Here is a 26293-nt window from a genome sequence, read left to right on the forward strand (position 1 = left end):
GTACCGCAAATTGACCATTGAAGTTTAAAACCAGTCTTTACGATTCTGTTTAGGAATAAATGTCCAGGCCAGTATTCTGCTTATTTTTTGTCCCTGAGCCATATCGATGATCTTGAATTCTACTACTTTTATCTTTTTTAAAAGCGCAGTAAGTTTATGGAGATTATCTTTTTTAGAAACAAGGCATGTAAACCAAAGAACCTGTGATGAGTACAGAGAACTCTCGTTAATCATTTTTGTAATGAAAGCAAGTTCACCACCTTCACACCATAATTCTGTCTGCTGTCCTCCAAAATTAAGTAATGGTTTTTGACTCCTGGAACGGTTAAGATTTTTTGTTTTTCTTATATTCCCCTTCATAGCAGATTCCTGAGAATCATGAAAAGGAGGATTACACATTGAAAATGTAAAACGGTCTCCGGCATTAATTATATTTTTGAATATATGTTCGGAGTTTTTTTGATGTTTTAACTCAATAACCGATGAAAGATCAGGGTTTTGATCTAAAATAAACTGGGCATTAGCCAAGGAATCTTCACTGATATCCGTTCCCGTCATGGTCCATCCATAAGATCTATGGCTGATCAGGGGATAAACAAGATTCGCTCCTACTCCAATATCTAAACCTTTTACAAAAGCTCCGGTAGGAACTTCACGTTGGTGCTCAGCTAACAGGTCTGCCATATAATGTACGTAATCTGCCCGTCCCGGAATAGGCGGACATAGGTTAGTGTCAGGAATATCCCAGTTTTTAACCTTATAAAAATGTAACAGTAATGCTTTATTGAGCAGCTTAACCGCCTGAGGAATACTAAAGTTAATGGTTACCGTCTGATAAGCATTAACGAAAACATACTGCTTCAGTTCCGGCACACAAGAAATGAGCTGATCAAAATCATAAGGATTACGATGCAGATTTCTTGTGTGCAAACTGGATTTTTCAGTAGACATATTTTATTTCTTCTGACTTAAAATATACTCCACCATCTTTTTGGCATCTTCTTTAGATACCTGTGGATGGGCAGCCATAGGGACACCTCCCCAAACTCCACTTCCGCCTTCTATAATCTTGGAAGCAAGCATATCCATATCCTTTTCAGAATACCTACCAGCTATTTCCTGATAAGAAGGTCCTATCATTCTCTCTGTAACAGAGTGACATCCTGAACAGTCCAATGTTTCGATGATCTGATCACCTGAAAGATTAGATTTTGCAGGTTCTGAAACAACAGCGGTTTCAGAAGATGCAGCCACATCTGCTGTATTTTCTTTTTTAGAACAGGAAAAAATCAAAAGACCTAAGGCTCCTGCCAAAAATATATTTTTCATTATTTCTTTGCTGTAGAGTCTGTTTTAGCAGCTTCAGGAGCGGGTGTAGCCGGAGTTGCAGCAGCCGGAGCAGCAGTTTTAGCCGTAGAATCTACTACAGTTGTTACTTCAGGTTCCGGAAGCATAGTGTTGCTGTCCTGTAATGAATGATCTGTCTTTTTTGAACAGTTTATGACTAATAATCCTCCGATAAATGCGATAGCTAATACTTTTTTCATTGTTTTCTAATTTGGAAGCAAAAGTATAAAAAATAAAGTTTTAAACTTATGACAAATGTTTTCTTTGGAAAATATTTTTTCAAAGAAAATATTTAAAATTAGTGATGATAAATAATTCATTAATTAGGGATATTTAAATTTGATTAGTATTTTTGCAGTCATAATTACCGAAATCAAAAACAATATTATTAATTTAAATTTATGATTAGAAAAAACGCATTGAGTACAATCTTATTTGTTGTACTTACTTCCCTCACCTTATCCTGTGACAATTCATCGCATGATGATCAGAAATCAGAATATTCCGATGAAATAGAATCTGTAACCCTTTTAAAAACCACAAAATCATGGGATGGAACACTATATCCCAATTATCCGAACGGGCAGCCGGAAATATCAGTTCTCAGAATTTTAGTACCTCCTCATAAAGCGCTGAACTGGCATAAACATCCGGTTATCAATGCAGCGTATATAGAAAAAGGAGAAATACAGATCGAGAGAAAAGAAGACGGCAAAACCCAGTGGATCAAACAGGGACAGGTAGTTCCGGAAATGGTAAATATCGCCCACAGAGGCAAGACCGGAGAAAAAGGGGCCACCTTAATAGTCTTCTATAGTGGAACCACAGACCTTCCTTTATCAGAACCGGTGAACTAAATGATTTTTTTTGAACAGAATTTTTGAAATTTACTATTCATTCTAAATTGATATTAAAAAGATATTATTAAATTTAAGCTATGATTTTACTATCAAAAATTCTGTTTTTTACCAGTCATCATGGTTTTTATACTGTGATCCTCATCATTTTATTCTTTGGGTTACTCTCCTATCTGACAAGAAAAGCATGGTTTCTGGCTCCTATTCTCCCTTTGGCCATTCTAAACGGATTTGGCGGGCAGTTTCTGAATGCCTGGTTCTTACATAAATATGGTGTGGAAAGCACCGCTATTATCACTTCTGATGTGGAAACCAATTCTACATTGAATGAAATGTATATTCATGATTATGAAGCTATTGTAAAGAAGCAGGACGGAAAATATGTTTCCACCTATTTTTCTACCACTTCCGCTTCAATCTACCCTATTGAAAATGCCATCAGAATTCCCCGGATGGAAGAACCATTTCCGGTAAAATATATCCCGGGATATGAAAAAAACATAGTCATTCTTTATAATCAATCTGAAGAAGGAAAGATGGCTGTTAAATATTCAAAGCTTGCTCCGGTCAATTCTGCAAAGATTAAATATGAAGCAGACAGAACCAACAAAGATTTTATCCGGGAGTATATTGCAGCATTAGAAAACTATCTAAAAGATTATGATGATGAAACTTACGAAACAAAGTTAAAAGAACTCAAACAGGAGCTTGAACAGGTGAAATAATAAATTTTAATACTTCTTTTTTTATTTTTTTCAAATTTTTATTCTTTGTATTAAAAAAATTTCTACATTTGTCCCATGTTAAATATGAGCAACAATATTTGGTGGTGGCTTTCAAACTCTTCGTCGGGTCTGGAGGTATTGTCATGTTGCTAATCATAAGCAGAATTAATTTAAAATACAATATATAGGCTTTGACGGATTCCGTTAAAGCCTTTTTTTATTCCTTACTCTCACCTAAAAAATAAAACTACAGATGTTTACTGATACTATCAAAATAAAAACTGTTTCGAAAAAAACATTAGGAGATCTTCATACTCCAATGAATATTTATCTTAAAATCAGAGATAAATTCAGGGACACCATCCTTTTGGAAAGTTCTGATTCAAAGAGTATTGACAACAACTTTTCCTTTATTGCCATCAATGCTATTGCAGGAATTGAAGTGAAAAACCTCAACGAATTTGAAGTTAAACTTCCTAATTCCGCTCCTGTAAAACAATTGATCATGGAGCGTGATATTATTGAGATCTTTGAAAGCTTTCGCACTGTTTTCAAATGTGAGAAAACAGATGATCCCATCGAGCAAACTGCTCAAAGTCTTTTTGGGTATACAAGTTTTGAAGCCGTACAGTTTTTTGAAAATGTAAATCTGAAGGAGCAAAGCCCGGAAGTAGAGCTTCCGATCCTCAGATACCGACTGTATCAATATGTGATTGCCATCAACCATTTTAATGATGAGATGTATATTATTGAAAATCAGATTGACGGTATAAAATCTGAGCTTCACTTTTTGGAAAATATTATTAAAAATCAGAACACCCCGGTTTATCCTTTTGAAAAAAACGGCCAGGAAACCTCTAATATTACTAACGAGGATTATATTGAATTGGTAAAAACAGCTCAAAAGCACTGCATGAGAGGGGATGTATTTCAATTGGTTTTAAGCAGAAGGTTTGAGCAGAAGTTTAAAGGCGATGAGTTTAACGTGTACCGGGCTTTAAGAAACATCAATCCTTCTCCTTATTTATTCTATTTTGATTACGGAAATTACAAACTATTCGGATCAAGCCCTGAAAGTCAGCTGATTATTAAAAACAACAAGGCCATTATTCATCCAATCGCCGGAACATCCAAAAGAACAGGAAATTTTGAAACGGACCTTGAATCTATCGAAATATTAAAAGCCGATCCAAAAGAAAATGCAGAGCATACCATGTTGGTAGACCTGGCAAGAAATGATCTTGGAAAGCTTGGAAAAAATGTAACCGTTACCAAACTTAAAGAAATTCAATTATTCTCCCATGTTATTCATATGGTAAGTGAAGTGACAGCAGATCTACCCGAAAACATCAATCCTCTTGAAATGGTTTCTGCAACTTTTCCACAGGGAACTTTAAGCGGAGCACCCAAACACAGAGCTTTACAGCTTATCAATCAATATGAGAAAGATTCCCGTGGATATTACGGTGGATGTATTGGGATGATAGGCTTGAATGGGACCTGTAATCAGGCTATTATGATCAGGACATTTTTAAGCAAAAACAATACCCTGTATTACCAGGCGGGAGCCGGAATTGTGGCCAAATCTGTCCCTGAAAGTGAATTACAGGAGGTGAATAATAAATTGAATGCGCTGAAAAAAGCGGTAGAAAAAGCAGAAAAAATAGTTAAAAGTTAAAAATGGTAAGGTAAAACAAATACCCTAAAAAGTAAACCTAACCTGACAACTCACCAACAATTGGCCAATCAAAAAAAATAAAAAAAATGAACAGCAATATAAACAACCAACACTCAAAATCTAAAGTTTTAGTTTTCGACAATTACGACAGCTTCACTTATAACCTTGTTCAGATCATCGAAAGAATTCTGGATCAAAAAGTGGATGTAATAAGAAATGACAAGATTACATTAGAAGAGGTTGGAACATATGATAAAATAATTCTTTCTCCTGGCCCCGGAATTCCTGAAGAAGCAGGCATTCTATTGGATCTCATCAAAGAATATGCTTCTACCAAAAGTATTTTGGGCGTATGTCTTGGCCAGCAGGCGATTGCAGAAGCTTTCGGAGGAAGTCTCATCAACCTGTCTGAGATTTTTCATGGAGTGGCAACGACTACTGAAATTATAAAAGAAAACACTATAGTTTTCAAAGGGATTACTTCAGGTCTTGAAGTAGGAAGATACCACAGCTGGGCAGTGAATCCTGAAAATTTCCCTGAAGAACTGGAAATTACCGCAGTAGATAAAGACGGAATGATCATGGCTTTACAGCATAAAACCTATGATGTACATGGTGTACAGTTTCACCCGGAAAGTATTTTAACACCTGAAGGAGAAACCATCATTAAAAACTTTCTTTTACAATGAAAACAACGGAAATCTCTTCAACAATAAAAACACCCCAAATGAAAGAAATACTGCAATACCTGTTTAATCATAATACGTTATCAAAATCTGAGGCAAAAGCTACCATGATTGAAATTGCCCAGAATAAATTCAATGCTGCAGAAGTGACTGCCTTTGTCAGTGTTTTTCTGATGCGTAATATTACATTAAAAGAACTGGAAGGCTTCAGAGAAGCTCTTTTGCAAATGGCTGTTCCAGTAAATATAGAGTCTAAAGACACCATCGATATTGTAGGAACAGGAGGTGACGGAAAAAACACAATCAATATATCAACATTGGCCAGCTTTGTAGTGGCCGGAGCCGGGCAGAAGGTAACAAAACATGGAAATTACGGAGCTTCAACCACTACAGGCTCATCCAATGTACTGGAGGAACTTGGATATGAGTTTAAAAATAATTCAGATCAGCTGAATGAAGATCTAGAAAAGGCTAATATCTGTTTTCTGCATGCTCCTTACTTTCACCCTGCCCTTCAATCCGTTGGATTATTGAGAAAATCATTGGGATTGAGAACTTTTTTCAATCTTCTTGGACCTTTGGTAAATCCTGCAAAGCCACAATATTCTGTCATTGGAGTATACAACCTGGAAATTGCAAGAATATATCAGTATCTCCTGCAAAAAGAAGATCGTGATTTCATGCTCGTTCACGGATTAGACGGTTATGATGAGATCAGCCTGACTGATGACACTAAGATTATCACTAAAAATGGTGAAAGCATCTACTCTGCAGAAGATTTAGGCTTTAATCCTTTAACACTGGAAGGTATTAAAGCGGGTAATACCATTCAGGAAACCGCAAAGATATTCAGAAATGTTCTGGAGGGCAAAGGTACAGAGCAGCAGAATTCCGTAGTGCTGGCCAATGCTTCCGTATCGCTTCACCACACCCATAAGTTTGGATCTTATGAAGACTGTCTTCTTTTGGCTAAAGAAAGCCTGGAAAACGGAAAAGCACTGAAGAGTTTTGAACTTTTAATAAATTGAAAGTAAAACACAAAGCTGTTTAACCACCATTATAACTTCTATCTAAACCCAAATGACTATACTGGATAAAATTATTGAAAGAAAAAAAGAAGAGATTGCGGCTGCAAAATCCAATATTTCTGTTGACCGATTAAAAGATGCAGCATTTTTTGGAAGAAAGGCCTATTCTCTGAAAGAATCTGTAAAAAATAAAAGCGGAATTATAGCTGAATTTAAAAGGCAATCTCCCTCAAAAGGAATTATCAACAACACGAGTTCTCCTTTAGAGGTAGTTTCTGCCTATGAAAATTTCGGGGCGAGCGGAATTTCTATCCTCACAGATAAAGATTTTTTCGGGGGTGATCTCAGTGATATTCTGACTGTAAGAAATCAAATCAATATTCCTATTTTGAGGAAAGATTTTATGGTTGATGAGTATCAGTTCTACGAAGCAAAAAGCATTGGAGCGGATGCTGTTTTACTGATTGCATCCTGTCTTTCGCCCAATCAGGTGCAGGAGTTCACAGAATTAGCCCATGAGCTAGGCCTGGAGGTTTTACTGGAAATTCATACCGAGGAAGAATTAAAACATTTTCATTCAAATATTGACCTGGTGGGAATTAATAACCGAAATTTAAAAGATTTTAAAGTTGATTTACAACATTCTGTACAGTTAAAAAATTTACTTCCAAAAGACGTTTTATCTGTAGCAGAAAGTGGTATTTACAGTCTTGAAGACTTCAGCTATTTAAAAGAAAAAGGATTTGATGCCTTTCTGATGGGTGAATATTTTATGAAGAATTCTAATCCAACAAAAGCATTTCAAGAGTTCAGCATTAAAATCGGCCAATAAAGCTGTTTGAGAATGTGAGAATAAATGAGTAACAACAAAATATATACTGAATGAACCTGCACCCTCACCTCAAAGTATGTGGCTTAACAAATACTGAACAGATTCAGGAGCTGATTGGTATGAAAGCAGATTTTCTCGGCTTTATATTTTATGACAAATCCCCGAGATATGTGCTGAATCATCTGAGTCTTCAAGATATTACAAACATTGAACATTCAGGAAAAACTGGTGTTTTTGTGAATGAAGAGGTAGATCAAATTCTGGAAATAGCTGAGAAAGCCCATTTAAATTACATCCAGCTTCATGGCGATGAAAACCAGAATTTTATCATTGATTTAAGAAAAAAGCTAAGTCCGGAAATTAAAATCATTAAAGTCATAAGAATCGGCAATGACACGGTAGAAAATAAGAGTAAAATACAGCAGATTATCAATTCTCCACTCTCAGCCCTCGATTATTTGTTATTTGACACAGACAGCAAAGCCTTTGGAGGAACCGGAAAACAGTTCGACTGGACCTTACTGAATGTATTTGAAATCCCTCTCCCTTATTTTTTAAGTGGCGGTATTTCAGAAGAAAATATAGAAAATATTAAATCATTAGACCAAAAACCTTTTGCTTTAGACATCAATTCAAAATTTGAAATTGAACCCGGCAATAAAGATATCAACAGAATTAAACGGTTTGCATCAATATTGTACAAGAAAGAGTCCCAACGGGACGAGTTACCATAGAATTGGACACAGTCCAATTAACCAAAAACACAAAAAATGCCACAATCATTAGTCAAAAATTATGTTCACATTGTATTCAGCACAAAATACAGAGAGGATTTTATTGATGAAAAAATAGAAAAGGAATTGCATTCTTACCTTGCTGTATTGTGCAAAGATTTTGAAAGCCAGGCATTAAAAATAGGAGGTACAGATGATCATATCCATATTCTCTGTAAACTGTCCCGAAAAATTGCATTGATGAAATTAGTTCAGGAAATCAAGGCACATTCATCAAAATGGATCAAAACAAAAGGTAAGAAATATGAAAATTTCTTTTGGCAGGATGGTTATGGAGCTTTCTCGGTTGGAGAAAAAGATATTAGTATTGTAATGAATTATATCCAAAACCAACGTCAGCACCATCAGAAACAAAATTTTAAAAATGAACTCATTGAAATATTAAAAAAACATAAGATGGAATATGACGAAAAATATTTATGGGATTGATAAAATGCAAAAGCAGGAGGATTTTATCCTTTGCTATTGATTAAATTGCCTCTTCGGGACTCTTTGTTACCTTTAATTATAATTTAAATTCATGAAGTATCAGATAAAACAAACGAAAGAATTGACGGAAGCTGAAATAGATCATATTCTTCAGCTTTGGGATATCTCAGTATGGAGCACTATGAAACCTACCTATTTCCGGACTTTCTTTAAAGACTCAGAATTTCATCTTCTGTTGGATATGGATGAATCTATATTGGCTGTTATCCGTAATAACTTTGATTTTACATTAGAAATATCCGAAGAACAAATTTCCTTTGCTGAGGCTGTAGGACTTGTTTCAGCTCATAAGAAAAAAGGATATGGAGCCCAACTTGTCCGGTATTTTAAAGATAATGTGAGTGAGAGAAATATAGAAACCATTGGGTTCTGTCATAAGGAACTCCGTCCTTTTTATCAGAAGTGTGATATTGAAATTCTGTATGATAAGGCAAAATCAATCAAAGAGAATGAGGATTCAGAATGGATCAATTCTGATGACGATGATATTTTAATTTTTAATATTTCAAAAGAAAGAAAAGAACAGCTCAGTCAGTTGAGTGCAGAGAATAATGCCTATTTAATTACTAAAGAATAAAGAAATGAATTATAAAAAACCCGATGAAAACGGATATTATGGAGAATTTGGAGGAGCTTTCATCCCTGAAATGCTCTATCCGAATGTAGATGAACTTCAAAAAAACTATCTTGAAATTATTGAGTCTGAAGATTTTCAGAATGAGTATCAGGACCTGCTTACCCATTATGTAGGAAGGGCCACTCCGCTTTATTTTGCAAAAAATTTAAGTAAAAAATACAATACTCAAATTTATTTAAAAAGAGAAGACCTGAACCATACCGGAGCTCATAAAATCAATAATGCTTTAGGGCAGGTTCTGCTTGCAAAACGTTTAGGGAAAACCAGGATTATTGCTGAAACCGGAGCGGGGCAGCATGGTGTTGCTACTGCTACCGCCTGTGCGCTTCTTGGTCTTGAGTGTATTGTTTATATGGGAGAAATAGATATTCAGAGACAAGCTCCCAATGTGGCAAGGATGAAAATGCTTGGCGCAGAGGTTATTGCCGCTACATCAGGTTCAAAGACACTGAAAGATGCTGTAAATGAAGCGTTAAGAGATTGGATCAACAATCCTGTAACGACACATTATGTCATCGGAAGTGTAGTGGGACCTCATCCTTTTCCGGATCTTGTGGCAAGGTTTCAGAGTATTATTTCAAAAGAAATTAAGGAGCAGCTTAAGGAGAAAATCGGAAGGGAAAATCCTGATTATGTGATTGCCTGCGTGGGAGGAGGCAGTAATGCTGCAGGAACTTTTTACCATTTTGTAGAAGAAAAAGACGTGAAAATCATTGCTGCAGAGGCCGGAGGTCTTGGAGTAGATTCCGGAAAATCTGCTGCTACTACCTTTTTAGGAACTTTGGGGGTTCTTCATGGAAGCAAAAGCCTGGTGATGCAAACTGCAGACGGGCAGGTCATAGAACCTCACTCTATCTCTGCCGGACTTGATTACCCGGGAATCGGACCTTTCCATGCTCATTTGTTTCAGGAAAAACGGGCAGAATTCTTCAGCATCAATGATGATGAAGCTTTACAATCTGCTTTTGACCTCACTAAGTTGGAAGGTATTATTCCTGCTTTAGAAAGCTCCCATGCTTTAGCTGTTCTGGACAAGAAAAAATTTAAAGAAAATGATATTGTTGTTATTTGTCTGAGCGGCCGTGGAGACAAGGATATGGAAACGTATTTGAAAAATCTGTAAAATGTCGGATGTAGAATGTATCTATTCTACTTTTAATACAATAAGAAATGAAAAAATTAAATATATACTTCACAGCAGGGATTCCACAACTGGAAGATACTCCTGAAATTATAAAATTAATTCAGAATTCCGGAGCGGATATGATTGAAATCGGAATGCCTTACTCTGATCCGGTGGCGGACGGACCGGTGATTCAGCAGGCACACGAGCTCGCATTGCAAAACGGAATGACTATAGAAAAGCTTTTTTCTCAGTTAAAAACCATAAAAAATGAAATAAAAATTCCGATTATTTTGATGGGATATATTAATCCAGTCTTAAGTTTTGGATTTGAAAAGTTCTGTAAAGAATGTTCAGAAAGTGGTGTTTCAGGACTTATCCTGCCTGATCTCCCTCCTATTGAGTTTGAGAAAAATTATCAGCATATTTTACAAAAATACCATCTCAACTTCACCTTTCTGGTTACTCCGGAAACATCTGATGAGAGAATTCTCTATTTAGATTCTTTAAGTTCAGGATTCTTGTATGCAGTGAGTTCTTCCTCTACGACAGGAAATGAAAATGCTGTGGTAAAGAATGAAAATTATCTGGCAAGATTAGCTTCCCTTCCCCTTAAAAATCCTGTTATGATCGGTTTCGGAATCAAATCTAAAGAAGATTTTGAAAATGTGACCGAAAAAGCAAATGGTGGAATCATTGGAACAGCCTTTGTAAATATTTTATTACAGCATAAAGACTGGACGAAAAAGGCTATAGATTTTATCCATTCCATAAAAGACTAAAATTCACTAAATTTGTATGTCTAAAAATTGAAATGAATACAAATCAAAATAAAGCAGTAGAATTTGAAGATTTAGGGATCAAGGAATACCAACCCGCCTGGGATTATCAGGAAACACTGATGAAGAGTATTATTGACACTAAAATTAAAAACCGTGATCTTCCTGCAGAACAGCACATTACTACCCCCAACCATCTTCTTTTTGTAGAACATCCCCATGTTTATACTTTAGGAAAGAGCGGCCATGAGGAAAATATGCTCGCCGGGATTGATAAACTGAAAGAAATAGAAGCTACTTACGTAAAAACTAACCGTGGAGGAGATATTACCTATCATGGATACGGACAGATCGTTGGTTACCCGGTTCTGGATCTTGAAAATTTCTTTACGGATATTCATTTATATATGAGAAATCTGGAAGAAGTTATTATCAGAACTATTGCAGAATATGGCCTTAAAGGAGAACGTTCTCAGGGTGAAACCGGAGTCTGGCTGGATGTAGGAAAGCCTTATGCAAGAAAGATGTGTGCCATGGGGGTGAAAGCTTCCCGATGGGTAACTCTGCATGGTTTTGCCTTGAATGTCAATACGGATATGCGTTATTTTGAATATATTATTCCATGTGGAATTAAAGATAAGCAGGTCACTTCTTTAAAAAGAGAACTTGAAAGAGAACTGACACCGGAAGAGGTGGAAGAGCTGAAAGCAAAGATCAGAAAACATTTTGCAGATGTTTTTCAAGCTGAAATGATCTATAAATAATGATCAAACAGATATCAACTCCCTGCGTATCTTTTCTATGATACAATTTGAGAAAACTTAATCCAGTTTCAACTATTGAAACTGGATTTTCTTTTGAAACAAATAAAAATCAATATCTATTTCAAAATTAAAAAAAACTATATTTTAAACCATATGATTATTGATATACGTCTATTTAAGTTTATTAATTAACTTAAAAAACCAATATTTTATATTTTTTTTTAAAATTTTCATAAAAATAATTTGGTTGTATTTTATTTTTTTATACTTTTAATATCACTTTAAAGTGAACTAAATTCACTCTAAAGGACAAATTTTTAACCACCAAATTTATGAGAATTATGAAAAAATTTTTGCTATCAATGATGGTATTTGTATCAGTACTGTCATTCAATTCCTGTTCGGACACGAACGCAAACCAAGAAAGCATGAACCCGAAAGAGTCTAAAGAAATTGCTCTGAAAGATTTCGGAAGAACTGTCCCGGTAGGGATACAGAAAGAAAACGGAAAATTTAAAGTATCATTTATCATTACTGCTCAGCCTTTTGAAATTCAGGACAGCAAGGAAAATGAAAACTATATTTCCATGATCAGAAAGGCTGTAGCTGATGAAACTCCAATTCATGTTTTTTTAAAGCCTAATAGCCATGAAATTGTAAAAGTAGATAAAGCAACAGAGGAAGATGTCCGTTATTTCAAATCTGTTTTAACGAAAGATGTACAGGTAGAAGCAAGAAGATTAACCAGCATTATCCCTAATTTAGCTACTTTAAACAGTTTATTTGCTCAGATTAAAAATCAGGCATGTGGAACTTCTACAGCTTCTTCCCCTTGTATCACTTTCAGATATCCTGTAGACGGTTGCTATGCAAGAGCTCATAAAATGAGACAAATACTGATCAATGCGGGTTACGATTGTGAAAAACAATTCGTCTATGGAAATCTAAGGGCTTCTACAGGTACCTGCTGTGTATCATGGGTATACCATGTTGCTATCCTTGTAAGCTTTAAAAATGCTTCCGGAGTGGTAGAAAAAAGAATTATAGATCCTTCTTTATTCTCCAGCGGACCAGTAACTGATACGGCGTGGAGAACTGCCTGCACGAATACGTCTTGTGGATCTGCTTATGTTTCATCTTTTGCAAATACTGCAGGGAATGTTTACTATAGAAGCCCAGCCGGTTCTTTACTGTATGACAATAATTATGTGAATACCAATTGTGTATTGAATATATTCTCATCTTTATCAGGATGTTCTCCTTCTCCAGCACCTAACGTAGGAGGTTGTGGATTCTAACTAACTTTTAATAGCTCCTGCACTTATTTTACATACATTGCAGGAGCTATTACTTAATACATTTTGCTATGAAAGCCTGGACCTATATATTATTATTTTTTATTATGATTACATCCTGCTCCGGTAATTCCAGTTCACAGAACTTAACCTGGTATACTAACTCAACGATTTCAAGTATTACTGAAGATCCGGACAAACCGGACGATTTCGTACGGGTAGCTATCGGAATAAGTGCTCAGGTATTTTATCTTTCAAAAAAATCACCGGATTACAAGGTTCTGATCGAAAAAGTAAATCAGAGTTATAAAAATGGAAAAACATATGATATTGGTATTGAAAATAATACGAATATCATCAAACAGGTCAAAGAAGCCAAATAATGTATTCATTATCTTATGACAGAAATTCCGGCATCTACTTTGATCTCTGCTCCATGAATATAGGAAGCCTCTTCTGAAGCAAGAAATAAAACTACATTAGCAATCTCTGCCGGCTCTCCCTGCCTTTTAAAAGGAATGGTAGGAATGATATCCCGGACAGCTTCTTCTATTTGCCCGGCGGTTAAGCCTGTATTATTAAAAATATTGGTTCTGATATGTCCCGGGCTTACTCCGTTCACTCTAATACCACGTTCTGTAAGCTCTACCGCAAATGTTTTAATAAAAGACTGTGTTGCCGATTTTGCGGCAGAATACACTGAGAAATTGTGCATGGCAATATCTGTAGCTACTGAGGTATTAAAAATAACTGAACCTCCCCTTTTCATCAACGGCAATATCTGCTGAACAGTAAAGAAAGGACCTTTCACCAATACATTGAAAAGCTCATCAAACTGGTTTTCGTCTACATATTCAACAGGAGCAAATTTTCCATAGCCAGCATTGGCAAAGATAACATCGATCTGGTCTGTATACTGCCTTACCTCTCGCTGCAAATTCATCAGGTCCTTCATATCTCCGGCATTGGAGACAATTCCAAAAGCATTCTTACCAAGCTTAGCCAAAGCATTTTTTACCGTTTCATCTGTTCGTCCGGTAATAATTACGGTACCTCCTTCTTCTATAAATTTTTCTGCCGTGGCCCATCCCATACCGTTGGTACCTCCTGTAACTAAAGCTGTTTTGTTTTTAAATCTCTGCATTGTTTTTTGTTTATAATGATAGGACAAAGATTGGAATATCACCGCTTTGAAAAAATCCGAATCTTGCTGAAAATCAAACTAATTACACCTTATTGAAATTGCCGGCAATAAAATTTTTCAAAATTAAATTGTATACAATTTAATTTGTTGTATATTTGCAGTGTTAATTTGTTCCACAACTTAAAATTTAGGGAACAGATAATAAGTAAGTATATAATTTAAAACATCAGAAAATGTCATTAATAGAAAATTTGAACTGGAGACATGCAGTAAAAGCATATGACCCAACCAAAAAGGTATCGGAGCAAGACTTAAACACCATTTTAGAATCAGCAAGACTGGCTCCAACCTCATCAGGGTTACAGCCTTTCCGTATTATTGTAGTGGAAAGCCAGGAAATGAAGGAAAAGATGGTAGCCGGAGCTTTAAATCCTGAGGTAATGAGAGATTCTTCTCACGTTTTGGTTTTTGCAGCATGGGACAGCTATTCTAATGAGAAAATAGATAAAGTGTATGATCATCATACGGATGTAAGAGATCTTCCAAGAGGACGTTTTGGGAGTTATACAGATAAAATTAAAGAAATGTACGGGGCACAGACTCCTGAAGAACATTTTGCACATACTGCCCGCCAGACTTATATTGCTTTGGGAATTGCCCTTGCACAGGCAGCAGAACTTAAAATCGACAGTACTCCTGCAGAGGGATTCAGCAATGAAGTAGTAGATGAAGTATTGGGATTAAAAGAATTAGGATTGAAAAGTGTAAGTCTTTTATACCTTGGATACCGTGACGAAGCAAACGACTGGCTGTCTTCTATGAAAAAAGTCCGTGTTCCAATGGATGAGTTTATCATAAAAAAGTAATATCTTCATCGAATCTTTCGTACCCGAAAATCATGGAAAATTTAAAAACACCCAAACTAGAAAACCAGATCTGCTTTCCGCTATATGTCATTGCCAAAGAGATTACCGGGCTTTACCGTCCTTTTCTTGATGAGCTGGACATCACCTATCCTCAATACCTCGTTATGATGGTATTATGGGATAGTGACGGACTTACCGTAACGCATATCGGAGAAAAGTTATTTCTGGACAGTGGTACTTTAACCCCTCTTCTCAAAAGACTTGAGACTAAGGGTTTCATTACAAGAAAAAGAAAAAAAGAGGACGAAAGAGTGGTTGAAGTATTTTTATCCGAAGCTGGAAAACAGTTACAACAAAAGGCCTGTGCAATTCCGGGGAAAATCCAGAAAAAAATTGGGATACAGCCTGAAGAGCTGCTACACCTTAAAGATACAGTCTTAAAAATATTAAAGAAAATAGAAAAATAAATGAAAACATTATATACAACAAAAGTAACGGCCCAGGGAGGAAGAAACGGTCATATACAAAGTGAAAATGGAGTTTTAGACCTTGAAGTAAGAATGCCTAAAGCTTTAGGAGGAGCCAATGATGATTTTACCAATCCTGAAATGCTTTTTGCTGCCGGATATTCTGCATGTTTCGACAGTGCACTCAACAGAGTGATCAGTTTAGCAAAAGTAAAAACCGGTGAAACTACTGTTGTTGCTCAGGTCAGCATAGGACAAATTGAAAACGGAGGTTTTGGACTTGCTGTGGAACTGGATGTTAATATTCCGGGAGTTTCTATGGAAGAAGCACAGTCATTAACGGATAAGGCACACCAGATTTGCCCCTACTCTAATGCTACCAGAAACAATATTGAGGTTAAACTTTCAGTAACCAATAACGACTAATCCAATTTTTTTTAAGCATAGTTATAGCGAAAGGAGCTGTTTTATTTCTAAAACAGCTCCTTTATTTTTTATCAGGGATTTTGTCAGATCAACATAGATCATTATAAGCATTTTAAGATATAGCCAGGTAATGTTTGAAGCAAACCTTATTTGTGATCTTAGTGTAAGCATTAGTGCAATTTGTGTTTTCTAACGCAAAGAAAAATAATAGGATTGATGAGAAAGTAAGCAAAGAATGAATCGATACATCGATTTGACTAAGCAAACTTCTTCGCTGCTTCGCTGCTCTCATTACTCATTACTCATTACTCATTACTCATGCATCATTTGTGATCTTAGTGTAACCATTAGTGCAATTTGTGTTTTCTTAAACGCAAAGGAAAATAATAGGATTGATAAGAAAGTGAGCAAAGGATGAATCGATACATCGATTTGACTAAGCAAACTCCCTCGCAGCTTCGCTGCACTCATGACTTATAACTTATCACTTATAACTCATCATTTACCTTCTATTCAAATCACTTTTCTGGTACGCATCTACCTTTTTATAAGAATCATTTTTCTCTTTTTCTTTTTTATCTGAAATGAGGATTCCGAAAAGATGGTCAATCTCATGCTGGAAAATGACCGCTGTAAATCCTTCTACAATTTCAGAATATTTCTGTCCTTTTAAATCTACGTATTCCAATTGAATAACTTTGCTTCGGTAAAACTGATCTCTGAAATCAGGGATAGATAAATCTCCTTCAGGTCCAAGATTTTGAAGATCAGATCTCCATACAATCATGGGATTGATAAAATATTCCAACGGAGTTCCTTCTTTATCAAAACGCTGTACCCAGATTATCTTTCTATTGATTCCAACCTGTGGTGCAGCAATTCCTACGCCCCCATCTGTAGAAAGAAGAGATTCTTTCATCCTTTTTACCAAAACAGCTGTATTAGGATCTGTAGGATTGATTTCTGCAGAAAAACTTAGCAATGTTTTGTGTTGATGGGTATCTGTAGTTTGATAAATGGGGAGTGCAGCATTAATATCACCCTGATTGATAATGGAAAGTTCATTGGATGATAATGTCTGTGCCTGTAGCAGCCCTACAAAAAACACAACTAAAATGGACAGTTTTTTCATATGGATTGAATGTTGTACAAAGGTAAATAATGTAATCTTAAGTTTTGGCTAAAGCCATTGGAATCTGTATACAAAAAAACAGACTAAAGCCTGTTTCTATTGATATTTTTTCTGGTTGTATAAATTAAAACCTTACACAATAAACATTTCACAGGAATTTAAATCCCGTTTTAATCTTTCAGGCTGGATTCCTACGGAATGAACAAAGATTATGCATAGGTAGAATCTTAATAATTAATATCCTATGAACGGTACTACATAGTAATAAAAACGGACTAAAGCCCGTTTATATTGATCTATTTTTGAGTTTACAAATTAAAACTTTACATGACGTGTGTCATTCCGTAGGAATCTAAATCCCGCTTATTTTTTCAGGCTGGATTCCTACGGAAGGACAAAGACTCTGATTAAATCCTTACGATTTACCAGAAATTAAAAAGTCTTCGTCATATCACTTGGAATGATCAGATTAAAATCTGTCGGGACATACTCTTTTCCGGGAAATTTAAGCTCCGGATTTTCAGATTCAAACACTGAGATCACCGCCATTTTAAGATTCGGGTTCTTTTGTTTGATATACCAATAAATACCGCCAAACTCTTTGCTATGGTAGTTTCCGTTATAATGGATAAAGGTTTTTCCGGCCTGAAAGTTTTTCAGAATAGATTCCGCCATCGTAGCATCTTTTGTAGCCTGTGCCGAAATAAAATTCATCACTTTAGTTCCTTCAGCATGATCGCCCATCATCGCTTTCATCTCCTGATATCCCGGAGTATCCAGTGTTACTTTGATAGGTAACTGAGCAATATACGTTTTCTCTTTTTCACTGAGTTTATTTAAAGACTCTAGTCCTTCTTTTGCGGTCTGGGAAGCATATCTTCTTGGAATATTCGTCGCCACAAAATTCAGTTTTTTGTTCTTAGCAAAATCAACCAAAGGTTTGTAGTCTGTTGCGTAGTTATTCCATAAACGGGCTGAATCTTTGAATGTTTTACCATCAAATTTTCCATTTAAATATTGGTTGAGCTGAGATTGGTTGTCTCTTTCAAACATTTCAGCACCTAAAATAAGCTGTCCCTTTTTCTTTTCAAACAGAGCTTCTGTAATTTTCAGCTGAAGCCAGTGATTGATAGAACTGTTATGGTTTTCACCAAAGAAGACCACATCATAATCCGCCAGTTCTTTGACTATTTTATCGGTCTTTACCTCCTTTCCTTTTTTATCATAAAACTGATATGCTTTAAAATCCTGTGCACTAAGTGTACAGAACCCTGAAAGCAAAATCGCCATAAGAATATTCTTCATTTTATATATTTAACCACAAATTACACAAATATTTTGGCACAAAGAATCGTAAAAAAGTAAATTTGAAAGCCTACTTATTTTGCATTCTCATCGTGCTGTCAAAACTCATAATGAAAAGACCGCTTTGAATCTTACAAAACAAAACGGCCCATTCAAATCATCTAATTATTACTTTTCTAATTCTGCAACAAGGTCTTTCCATTCTTGTAATTCTGGAATCCCCGGTTTTCTTTTTCCAAAGAACTGAACAATAAAATCTCCGTCTGCATTGAATACTTCAATAGCTGTTACCTCACCGTCTTCAGTTGGTTTTTTCACGATCCAGGCTTCTGCAATCTTCGTTACATCAAGGTGCAGGTTGAAATCTGGATCCATTACATTGAACCATTGCTGATGCCAAAGGGTTTTCTTTACATTTCCGGTATGGATCTGAATAATTCCTCTGTTTCCTACAAATGCCATGATTGGTGTATTTTTTTCAGAAGCATCTTCAAGAACATTCACCACTTTAGAATTGTCAATTTTTTTGGCAAATCCTTCCGGAGCCAATCGTAAAGCTTGTGTTCTGCTTACTCCGAATTTTCTTGTCATCATAAAGAAATCGTGAGTATCTTTTAATTCTGTCCATGCTTTTTTAAATCCTTCCACATCAATTTCAGCATCAGCTTTTTCTACCTGTTTCGGTACTACTGCTTCAAATTCAAAAGCCTGATTCTGATCTTCAGCTTTAAATTTCTCAACAATATCATCAAAAGCTGAGTCATTACTATCTTTAGTCAAATAGATCTTGTGCAGTGCCAATCCGTCTTTACCAAAGAACTGAAGGCTTTTTTTATCTCCTTCCACTACTGCAAAAGCAAATTTCCAGTGGTTCAGGAAAATTCTAAGGTCAATATCTTCACCTACAAAAAGCTGTGCGTGCGGACTGCTGAAATCACCATTCAGATAAGTTCCTTTTCTTTCATGAACACATTCATCATTACGGGTAAGGGCCATTACTTTCCCCAGCTGGCCGGCTTCTGTCAGAATACCTGGAAATTCCGGTTTCAAAACAGTTACTCCCTCACCTACACCGGTTGCTAATAATTCTGCCTCACTTACTCCCAATTGAGCGGCTGCATTTCTTATTCTTACATGTGGATTTTCTGCTTTCAGAGCCTCCCATTTTTCCTTTAAGTCATTAACTATTGTGCTCATTTATTTATTTTTTTATGGTTAAAACTGTATAAATTCTCTGTATTGTTTCTTCTCCTGTTTTGCTTTTTATCTCTTCTTCTCTTTCGGAAGTTTTCATTCTTTTAAAATGACTTTGGGAAATCAATTCTTCCATCTCTGAATTATTGTAGAGCTTAAAATCATAAGCTGTAAATGGTAATTTTTCCATGAAATCTTTTTGCGCGAACGTAAGAACAAAGGTTCCGTCGTCTTTTAAAACTCTGTAGATCTCATTTAAAAATGCTAAAGGATTCTCCCAAAAGTAAACGGTATTGACCGTAAATATTTTATTAAAAGTCTGATCTTTAAAAGGGAGTATGCTGCCTTCATACAAAACAAAATCTGCCTGGTCTTCAAATGCTTCATTGAGCCTTCTGGCCTCGTAGTACATTGTTTCAGAAATATCAATTCCTGTGTATCTTATATTATGAGCTAAGCTTATAATACTCTTCACGTGTGCAGCATTTCCATGTCCGATCTCAAGAATATGTTCATCATCTTCTATCACAAGTGCTTTAATACTTTCCAGGGTCATCCCTATATTGGAAGCATTCATCATTTCACCGATTTCAATGCCTTTTTCACCTTGGGGATTGGCAAGGTTATGGGCGAGGATTTTTAATTCTTCTTTTTCCATGGTTATCCAAAAATGATCATTGGGTTATTAGTAATGGGATGTTCGCAGATGGTACACGGGAAATTATAGGCATCGCTTATATTTTCAGCGGTAAAAACTTCCTGTGGTGTTCCATACGCAGAAACTCTTCCTGATTTCATCAGTAAAATCTTATCTGCAAATTGTGCAGCAAGGTTCAGGTCATGTAAAACAACAATCGCACTATTGGCTTTTTGTGTAAATTTTTTGATAATATCTAACGCTTTATACTGGTGTTTTACATCCAGATTATTCAAAGGTTCATCCAGAAACATCAGTGTATGAGCAATATCATTCTGTAGCTGAGCCATCACACGGGAAAGGTGTACCCGTTGTTTTTCTCCTCCGGAAAGCGTGTTATATTCCCTGTCTTTAAGGTGAAAAACATCTGTTTCGTACATCATATTATTCATCGCTTCAAGGTCTTCTTTTCCGGGTTGGGAATCAAAGTAGGGATATCTTCCCATCATTACAACATCTTTTACTTCCAGAGGAATATCATTGCTGTTGTGTTGGGAAAATTTGGCCTTATGCTTTGAAAGTTCTTTTACATTCCATTCACTGATGGGTTTGTTCTTAAATAAGACTTTTTGTTTTCCGGTTCTCACTTCATCTGCCAAAACACTTAGCAGGCTGGACTTTCCGGCTCCATTTGGACCTACAATTGCCAGAAATTCGCCATACTCCAGAGAGACATCTACTCCATCCAGGATATGAAAATCTTTATGCTTATAATTAATCTGATGGGCCTTGATCATTAGAGTGCTTTTTTAAATTTAACTAAAATAGCGATAAAAATAGGTCCTCCCATTAAAGCGGTAAGGATTCCTATCGGCAATTCTGAAGGTGCTACAATACTTCTGCTGAAGGTATCTGCTGTTAAAAGTAAGATACTTCCACATAGGGCTGATAATGGCAGAATAAATGCATAATTGGATTTGAATAAAAGTCTTAAAATATAAGGTACAATAAGACCTACAAAACCAATGGTTCCTGAGAATGCAACGCAGGTTCCCACCATCAAAGCTACGATAATAATAATCTGCTTTTTCAGCTTTTCTACATTGATTCCCAAATGTTGCGCATCTTTTTCTCCCAGCATCATGGCATTGAAAGCCTTTCCTTTTGGAAGCAGAATAATGTAAGCAATGATTAAAACGACCCCCAAAATAATATTCTTCGTCCACGTAGCTGCTGCCAGGCTTCCTAAATTCCAGAATGTCAAATCCCTTAGCTGTTCATCTTTTGAAATATAGATCAGGAATCCGGTAATGGAGAATCCAATTGCCGTAATGGCAACTCCTGTCAACAGCATCATTACCACATTGGTTTTCCCTCCGCTTGTTGAAATTCTGTACACCAACATCATTGATAAAAAAGATCCTATAAAAGCCGAGATTCCTACCAGTGAGAATTGTACGGCTTCAGGAAGATATTCTTTGAAATGCCCTCCTAAAACAATTGCAATTGCTGCCAGTAGTGTAGCTCCCGATGTAAGTCCTATTAAATCTCCCGTCGCCAGAGGATTCTTGAACAGCCCCTGCAGACTTGTTCCTGAAACTGACAGCATACTTCCTATTAAAATAGCCATAATAATTCTGGCTGCCCGTACATCCCAAACCACATATTTATCGCTTAAAGATAAATTGGGATCTCCTTTTATAAACTGCCACAGTACTTTGAATGCAGAATTTCCGCCAAAGTCATAGACTCCCGTATTAAGTGACAGTACTGCTATTATAGCAAGCAGCACTGCACTAATAGTAAGATAAAAGTATAGTTTACTTTGTGTTCTCAATTAAAAGTTTATTTAATCCAACTGCTGCTTCTCCTAGTCTCGGCCCAAAACCTGAAACTAAACCTCCGTCCATTGCAATGATCTTTTTATTTTTCCCTGCAGTGGTTTGGGATACTCCCGGCATCTTAAGTGCTCCTTCGTTTCCTCCTGCTCCCTGTAAACCTGTTGTAAAGAAAAATAATACATCAGGATTGGCTTTTACCACAGCTTCCGGAGTTAACGGTTTGAAATCTTCAAATTCAGTAACTGCATTTTCTCCTCCTGCAAGGCTGATCAGGGAGGCCATTGGCGTATTTTTACCGGCAACCATCAGCATGTTTCCTCTTGCGTAGATGAATAATACTTTAGGTTTTTTAGCGATAGGCTGTACCTGTTTCAGATCTGCGTCAATCTTGTCATTCAGCTTTTGGTATTCTGTGTTTCCAATTGCTTTTGCCACTTCTTCAATCAGCTTTTTGGTACCGTCTACCGAGTACTCCTGCTTGAATACTTCTGCTTTGATTCCTGAAGAATTGATTTTCCCCAATAATTCCGGATTGATATCTTTATCAGAAGCCAGGATTAAAGTGGGGCCTACCGCCATGATAGGTTCAATAGTCATTGATCTTACATGGCCCAGGTTTTTAGCTGTAGCTTTTAAACTTTCAGGATATGTACTGGTAACATCAGTTCCCACGATTTCTTTTTCATGCCCTAAAGCACTTACGATTTCGGTGATTCCACCGCTTAATGTTACAATTTTATTATTACTTTTTGGAGCTTCAGATGCAGCTTCCGTTGCATTTTCTTTTTTAGCTCCTTCTTCTTTTTTGCAAGAATATACTGCTATAAGAACAGAAGCTGCAAGGATGAATTTTTTCATATGTACAGATTTATTTTTTCTAGATCTATGCAACTGCCATCCTCATCTGCCTTTGTTTACCGGAGAATTTCGTTAATGACAATTTCATGATATATGATTATTTGATTTCTTATAATGCTTTATACTGGAACATCGGATGTCCTCTTTCTCCCTTGTCATCGGTAAGTTGTACAAATCTTAGCTTAAAATAAGCTCCTGATGCATCTTTAATGATATAAAACACATCTCCTTTTACTTTAGATCCGGAAGGTCCTACTTCTCTCCAGTTTCCTCCGATTACTCTCTGTTCGTTATACACCAATTTTGAATCATCCACATCAGCTTTTTTAAATTTATTATAAGCTTCTACAGCGGATCCGGATGTTAATTTCACCTCATAAGCTCCTACTTTAGCAACGTTATTAATGGTTACAAAATCTGAATTCACGTAGCTTCCTGCACCCTGAACAATATTGGTAAATACAGAGAAACTGATGTCCCATTTATCTTTCTCAGGCTGAATCGCTACTTCCTTACCTGTTTTTGAATTGAAGAAAGTAAAGTTATAGGCATTATTTTTCTTGATTATAACCTCTTTTATTGCACTGCCAACAGCGTTGATATCTCCGTATCGTACTTTGTAATCATTAGCCTGTCTTGTTACCTGTATTTTCATCCAGCCTCTTTCATCTCCTCCAGCTATGGTAGATCCTACAGCAATGCTTCCTTTGTAGATATCTTTTCCTAAATTCACAAGATAAATTGCATTTTTAGCAGGATCAGCATCTATTTCGGCTATCGCGGTTTGACTGGAAGGATAGTTCCCTTTCACATCGTCAATATAAATGGTATTTTCTGTATCAAAATTGGCAACCTGTACTACCTCTTTTAGACTACTCACATCAGATTCCTTTACAGATGCAATATCTGCAATATTGGGAATTTTGGCTGCAGCCATCATGATGGATGTATTTAAAACCACTTTAAATTCAGTCCCTGAATAAAATGCAAGATCCCAGTCTGTCCGGCTGTTCACCGTCTGTCTTGGTTGTCCATTCTGATCTACATCACTAAAATCTATCCATACCTGATTCGGCTGTGCAGAGCCTCTTACATCCGGCTTTACAGATACTCCCTCGGAAGGAACTACAGGTACCGGATCTTCGTTATCATTGATGCAGGACTGCGATACCAATGACACTCCCAGCATAAGATAAAATAGTATTTTTTTCATTTTTAGAATTTTAAAAATTGTAGCTTATTCTGGCCAGATAACTTCGGCCATAGAAAAGATTAATATTCGGATCTGCAGCTTCATGTGTATTTCCCGGCAGTGTTGTATCTTTTATTGCAGATACATCAAAAATATTTTTCACTCCCAGGCTTAATTCCAGCTGGTTTTTAAAGAAAGGCTGTGTTACAATGAAATTCATCATATGGAAATCATCTCTCTCTCCAATTCTGTATTCCGGATTCTTCAAGTCAGATGTTAATACAAACTCCTGAGTTTTCCCAGTATATTTATAGAATAAAGAAAGTGTAGTATTGATATTCGGAACCGTATAATTTACTACTGCATTAGCTTCCAGTGTATAAAAGAAATCGTTAGGTGAAACTGCGCCTCCGTCTTTTAACTGCTTAGCAATCCCATAGTATGCTACATTGGCAGCTAAAGCAAGCTGATTTTTCTGTGCTCTGAAATTGGATTCAAATAAATAGGATTCATATGTATTCAGATTAAGGTACTGATATTTCAAAGGCTGTCTGCTTACTGTTACAGACTCTATTCTATCTTTCACATGAAGATAAGTAGCACTCGCTCCTACCCCTAAGTTCCAACCTGAATCTGTAGCTATTCTTTTTTCTCCGTTTAGGGAAACTGTCATTCCTTGTTCCGGTGCAAGGTTTTCATTCCCTCTGATATCATGATTACTGTCTACCATATAGGTATAGAGCTCATCAAAATTCGGGAATCGGTTGGCACTTCCTACGACCAATCTGAAATTATCATTTTCAGTCGCTTTCACTCTTGCAGTCAATGAATAATTGTGCTGGGCATCAAACTTATCACTCAGTGCCAGACGATATCCCGGACGTAATGATAACCAATCTGTAGCATTCCATTCGATGGACATAAAATTGGCGTAGTTAAATATTTTTCTTTTTATATTATCCGTTCCCTGAAAGGTTCCTGCAATATTACCGGCATATCCGGAAGTATGATCCAACTCATATCCTAACTGGAAATCAATCTTTTTACTGTCTAAAAAGTTACTGAATACCCCTCTTGAATAGAAAACATCCGCTTTATTATAAGACTGGTAGGCCACTTTCTCGCCAATTACTTTTCTGTTAGGAATATCGTATTTGAAATCCCTGTATTTTCTGTCCTGGGTCTGGTAAGAAAAATCTCCGGTATAGTTTACTGCACCCAATTTGGTCTGTACATTAAGTTGGTGTAAATATCGGGTGGTCTGATAATCTCTGTCGTTAGAAAAGTACGTTCTGTCAGTTACATTGTAAAAATGTTCACCTACCGTTGGATTATAATAGTTTAGTTTTTCATTCACAAAACCAAATTTGTAAAAGATGGAAGTTTTATTTTTACTGTATCGTACCACTCCGTCTACATTCAGGACGTCTTTAGGTTGCCATAGGTAGCCTCTTTTCCCGTCTTGTTCAAAATATTTATAGCCTTCCTGAGTTCCTTTGAAGCCCTGGAAATCATTATGATTGATATTGGCTCCTACATACCAGCTGTCATTGATATTGTATCCTACATTCAATGTCTGGATATGTCTTCCTTCTCCTTTTTTCTTAAAATCATACTCTTTCCCTACGGTCTCTTCCTGTACAGAAGCATTCAGGGTAAGGGGTTTCTGGCTGTTTTTTTTGGTAATAATATTGATTACTCCGGCAACAGCATTACTGCCATAATCAACTCCCATTGAGCCCCTTACTACTTCTATTCTTTCAACATTATTAACATTAAGCTTGGTAAGATCTATGTTATTTCCCAAGCCTATATCTCCTACAACAGGAATATTGTCTATCAGAACTTTAGTGTACTCTCCTCCAAGTCCCATCAGATTGGCTGTAGAGTTTCCTGATTGACGGTCAGAAATAATAAGTACATTCAAACTTTGGTTAAGAACATCTGCCACATTGGTAGCTGCCATATTCTTAATCTGTTCTGCATTAATAACTTCAACTTTATATATTGATTTATTAATAGACTGCTGTGTATATTGGCCTGTAACAACTACCTCTTCTATTTTTTTCTGTTTAAGAGAATCCTGCTGTTGGGCACTCACCAAAAAAATGGCTGACAGCGACAGTATTGAAAGTACTTTCTTCTTCATAAAGGCAAAAAATTTTCGACAAATATAATGCTTTATTTAGAATAGTTA

The 26293-nt window shown here is 36.3% G+C and carries 30 protein-coding genes; 17 read left to right on the forward strand and 13 right to left on the reverse strand.

Annotated features, from left to right (window positions below):
* Positions 1-24: 24 nt before the first annotated feature.
* The 3 genes from rlmF to MP478_RS03635 are packed head-to-tail and all read right to left on the reverse strand — an operon-like array spanning position 25 to position 1547.
* Positions 25-951 (reverse strand): 23S rRNA (adenine(1618)-N(6))-methyltransferase RlmF, encoded by a 927-nt coding sequence (gene rlmF / locus MP478_RS03625; protein WP_257199611.1) that lies wholly within the window; start codon positions 949-951, stop codon positions 25-27.
* 3 nt (positions 952-954) lie between these two features.
* Positions 955-1329, reverse strand: a complete 375-nt coding sequence (locus MP478_RS03630; RefSeq protein WP_257199612.1) for a c-type cytochrome — start codon at positions 1327-1329, stop codon at positions 955-957.
* Entirely contained in the window at positions 1329-1547 is a 219-nt protein-coding gene (locus MP478_RS03635; RefSeq protein WP_230034480.1) for a hypothetical protein, read from the reverse strand. Before MP478_RS03635 ends, MP478_RS03630 begins: the two co-directional genes overlap by 1 nt.
* A 201-nt stretch (positions 1548-1748) precedes the next feature.
* Between MP478_RS03635 and MP478_RS03640 the strand changes: the two genes are divergently transcribed.
* From MP478_RS03640 to MP478_RS03705, 14 genes are all read left to right on the forward strand, one after another.
* The gene (locus tag MP478_RS03640; RefSeq protein ID WP_257199613.1) at positions 1749-2204 is read left to right on the forward strand and encodes a cupin domain-containing protein; all 456 of its coding nucleotides are present in this window, start codon (positions 1749-1751) and stop codon (positions 2202-2204) included.
* Positions 2205-2284: 80 nt separating this feature from the next.
* Positions 2285-2929, forward strand: coding sequence for a hypothetical protein (locus MP478_RS03645; RefSeq protein ID WP_257199614.1), 645 nt, complete (start codon positions 2285-2287; stop codon positions 2927-2929).
* 253 nt (positions 2930-3182) lie between these two features.
* Positions 3183-4607, forward strand: coding sequence for an anthranilate synthase component I family protein (locus tag MP478_RS03650; RefSeq protein ID WP_257199615.1), 1425 nt, complete (start codon positions 3183-3185; stop codon positions 4605-4607).
* Between the two features lie 86 nt (positions 4608-4693).
* Positions 4694-5296: an aminodeoxychorismate/anthranilate synthase component II gene (locus MP478_RS03655; RefSeq protein WP_257199616.1), complete on the forward strand. Its 603-nt coding sequence runs from the start codon at positions 4694-4696 to the stop codon at positions 5294-5296.
* Positions 5297-5334: 38 nt separating this feature from the next.
* The gene (trpD, locus tag MP478_RS03660) at positions 5335-6321 is read left to right on the forward strand and encodes an anthranilate phosphoribosyltransferase (RefSeq protein WP_257199906.1); all 987 of its coding nucleotides are present in this window, start codon (positions 5335-5337) and stop codon (positions 6319-6321) included.
* Positions 6322-6373: 52 nt separating this feature from the next.
* Positions 6374-7153 (forward strand): indole-3-glycerol phosphate synthase TrpC, encoded by a 780-nt coding sequence (trpC, locus tag MP478_RS03665; RefSeq protein ID WP_257199617.1) that lies wholly within the window; start codon positions 6374-6376, stop codon positions 7151-7153.
* 50 nt (positions 7154-7203) lie between these two features.
* Complete coding sequence (locus MP478_RS03670) at positions 7204-7887, forward strand: phosphoribosylanthranilate isomerase (protein ID WP_257199618.1); 684 nt, start codon at positions 7204-7206, stop codon at positions 7885-7887.
* Positions 7888-7923: 36 nt separating this feature from the next.
* Positions 7924-8376, forward strand: coding sequence for an IS200/IS605 family transposase (gene tnpA / locus MP478_RS03675; RefSeq protein WP_257190962.1), 453 nt, complete (start codon positions 7924-7926; stop codon positions 8374-8376).
* Positions 8377-8467: 91 nt separating this feature from the next.
* Positions 8468-9013, forward strand: coding sequence for a GNAT family N-acetyltransferase (locus MP478_RS03680; RefSeq protein ID WP_230034456.1), 546 nt, complete (start codon positions 8468-8470; stop codon positions 9011-9013).
* Positions 9014-9017: 4 nt separating this feature from the next.
* Positions 9018-10196: a tryptophan synthase subunit beta gene (gene trpB / locus MP478_RS03685; protein WP_257199619.1), complete on the forward strand. Its 1179-nt coding sequence runs from the start codon at positions 9018-9020 to the stop codon at positions 10194-10196.
* 47 nt (positions 10197-10243) lie between these two features.
* Complete coding sequence (gene trpA / locus MP478_RS03690; protein ID WP_257199620.1) at positions 10244-10978, forward strand: tryptophan synthase subunit alpha; 735 nt, start codon at positions 10244-10246, stop codon at positions 10976-10978.
* A gap of 32 nt (positions 10979-11010) precedes the next feature.
* Positions 11011-11739 carry a lipoyl(octanoyl) transferase LipB gene (gene lipB / locus MP478_RS03695; protein ID WP_230034450.1) on the forward strand — a complete coding sequence of 243 codons (729 nt, stop codon included), beginning with the start codon at positions 11011-11013 and terminating at the stop codon, positions 11737-11739.
* 341 nt (positions 11740-12080) lie between these two features.
* A complete protein-coding gene (locus tag MP478_RS03700; RefSeq protein WP_257190958.1) occupies positions 12081-13037 on the forward strand; it encodes a protein-glutamine glutaminase in 957 nt (318 codons plus the stop codon).
* Positions 13038-13141: 104 nt separating this feature from the next.
* Positions 13142-13417, forward strand: a complete 276-nt coding sequence (locus MP478_RS03705) for a hypothetical protein (RefSeq protein ID WP_257199621.1) — start codon at positions 13142-13144, stop codon at positions 13415-13417.
* Positions 13418-13425: 8 nt separating this feature from the next.
* Here the strand turns inward: MP478_RS03705 and MP478_RS03710 are convergent, their stop codons facing one another.
* On the reverse strand, positions 13426-14178 hold the full coding sequence (locus MP478_RS03710; RefSeq protein WP_257199622.1) for an SDR family oxidoreductase: 753 nt from the start codon (positions 14176-14178) through the stop codon (positions 13426-13428).
* 233 nt (positions 14179-14411) lie between these two features.
* Between MP478_RS03710 and MP478_RS03715 the strand changes: the two genes are divergently transcribed.
* The 3 genes from MP478_RS03715 to MP478_RS03725 are packed head-to-tail and all read left to right on the forward strand — an operon-like array spanning position 14412 to position 15937.
* The gene (locus MP478_RS03715) at positions 14412-15044 is read left to right on the forward strand and encodes an NAD(P)H-dependent oxidoreductase (RefSeq protein WP_257199623.1); all 633 of its coding nucleotides are present in this window, start codon (positions 14412-14414) and stop codon (positions 15042-15044) included.
* 32 nt (positions 15045-15076) lie between these two features.
* A complete protein-coding gene (locus tag MP478_RS03720) occupies positions 15077-15511 on the forward strand; it encodes a MarR family winged helix-turn-helix transcriptional regulator (RefSeq protein ID WP_257199625.1) in 435 nt (144 codons plus the stop codon).
* Entirely contained in the window at positions 15512-15937 is a 426-nt protein-coding gene (locus tag MP478_RS03725; protein ID WP_257199627.1) for an organic hydroperoxide resistance protein, read from the forward strand.
* 502 nt (positions 15938-16439) lie between these two features.
* Here MP478_RS03725 and MP478_RS03730 read toward each other — a convergent pair.
* From MP478_RS03730 to MP478_RS03770, 9 genes are all read right to left on the reverse strand, one after another.
* Positions 16440-17069, reverse strand: a complete 630-nt coding sequence (locus MP478_RS03730; RefSeq protein WP_230034434.1) for a peptide deformylase — start codon at positions 17067-17069, stop codon at positions 16440-16442.
* A 432-nt stretch (positions 17070-17501) separates the two neighbouring features.
* A complete protein-coding gene (locus MP478_RS03735) occupies positions 17502-18374 on the reverse strand; it encodes a ChaN family lipoprotein (protein WP_257199628.1) in 873 nt (290 codons plus the stop codon).
* Positions 18375-18542: 168 nt separating this feature from the next.
* Positions 18543-19571 (reverse strand): hemin-degrading factor, encoded by a 1029-nt coding sequence (locus tag MP478_RS03740; protein ID WP_257190580.1) that lies wholly within the window; start codon positions 19569-19571, stop codon positions 18543-18545.
* A 4-nt stretch (positions 19572-19575) separates the two neighbouring features.
* The gene (locus MP478_RS03745; RefSeq protein WP_257190579.1) at positions 19576-20226 is read right to left on the reverse strand and encodes a class I SAM-dependent methyltransferase; all 651 of its coding nucleotides are present in this window, start codon (positions 20224-20226) and stop codon (positions 19576-19578) included.
* Between the two features lie 2 nt (positions 20227-20228).
* Positions 20229-21002: a heme ABC transporter ATP-binding protein gene (locus MP478_RS03750; RefSeq protein ID WP_257199629.1), complete on the reverse strand. Its 774-nt coding sequence runs from the start codon at positions 21000-21002 to the stop codon at positions 20229-20231.
* The gene (locus MP478_RS03755) at positions 21002-22042 is read right to left on the reverse strand and encodes an iron ABC transporter permease (protein ID WP_230034424.1); all 1041 of its coding nucleotides are present in this window, start codon (positions 22040-22042) and stop codon (positions 21002-21004) included. The genes MP478_RS03750 and MP478_RS03755 overlap by 1 nt, the downstream gene beginning before the upstream one ends.
* Positions 22026-22904: a hemin ABC transporter substrate-binding protein gene (locus tag MP478_RS03760; RefSeq protein WP_257199630.1), complete on the reverse strand. Its 879-nt coding sequence runs from the start codon at positions 22902-22904 to the stop codon at positions 22026-22028. The genes MP478_RS03755 and MP478_RS03760 overlap by 17 nt, the downstream gene beginning before the upstream one ends.
* Before the next feature lie 109 nt (positions 22905-23013).
* Entirely contained in the window at positions 23014-24117 is a 1104-nt protein-coding gene (locus tag MP478_RS03765; RefSeq protein ID WP_257199631.1) for an HmuY family protein, read from the reverse strand.
* Between the two features lie 10 nt (positions 24118-24127).
* A complete protein-coding gene (locus MP478_RS03770; protein WP_257199632.1) occupies positions 24128-26245 on the reverse strand; it encodes a TonB-dependent siderophore receptor in 2118 nt (705 codons plus the stop codon).
* Between the last annotated feature and the right edge of the window lie 48 nt (positions 26246-26293).

It is taken from the genome of Chryseobacterium sp. WG14 (genome assembly GCF_024586945.1).
Taxonomy (GTDB): Bacteria; Bacteroidota; Bacteroidia; order Flavobacteriales; family Weeksellaceae; genus Chryseobacterium.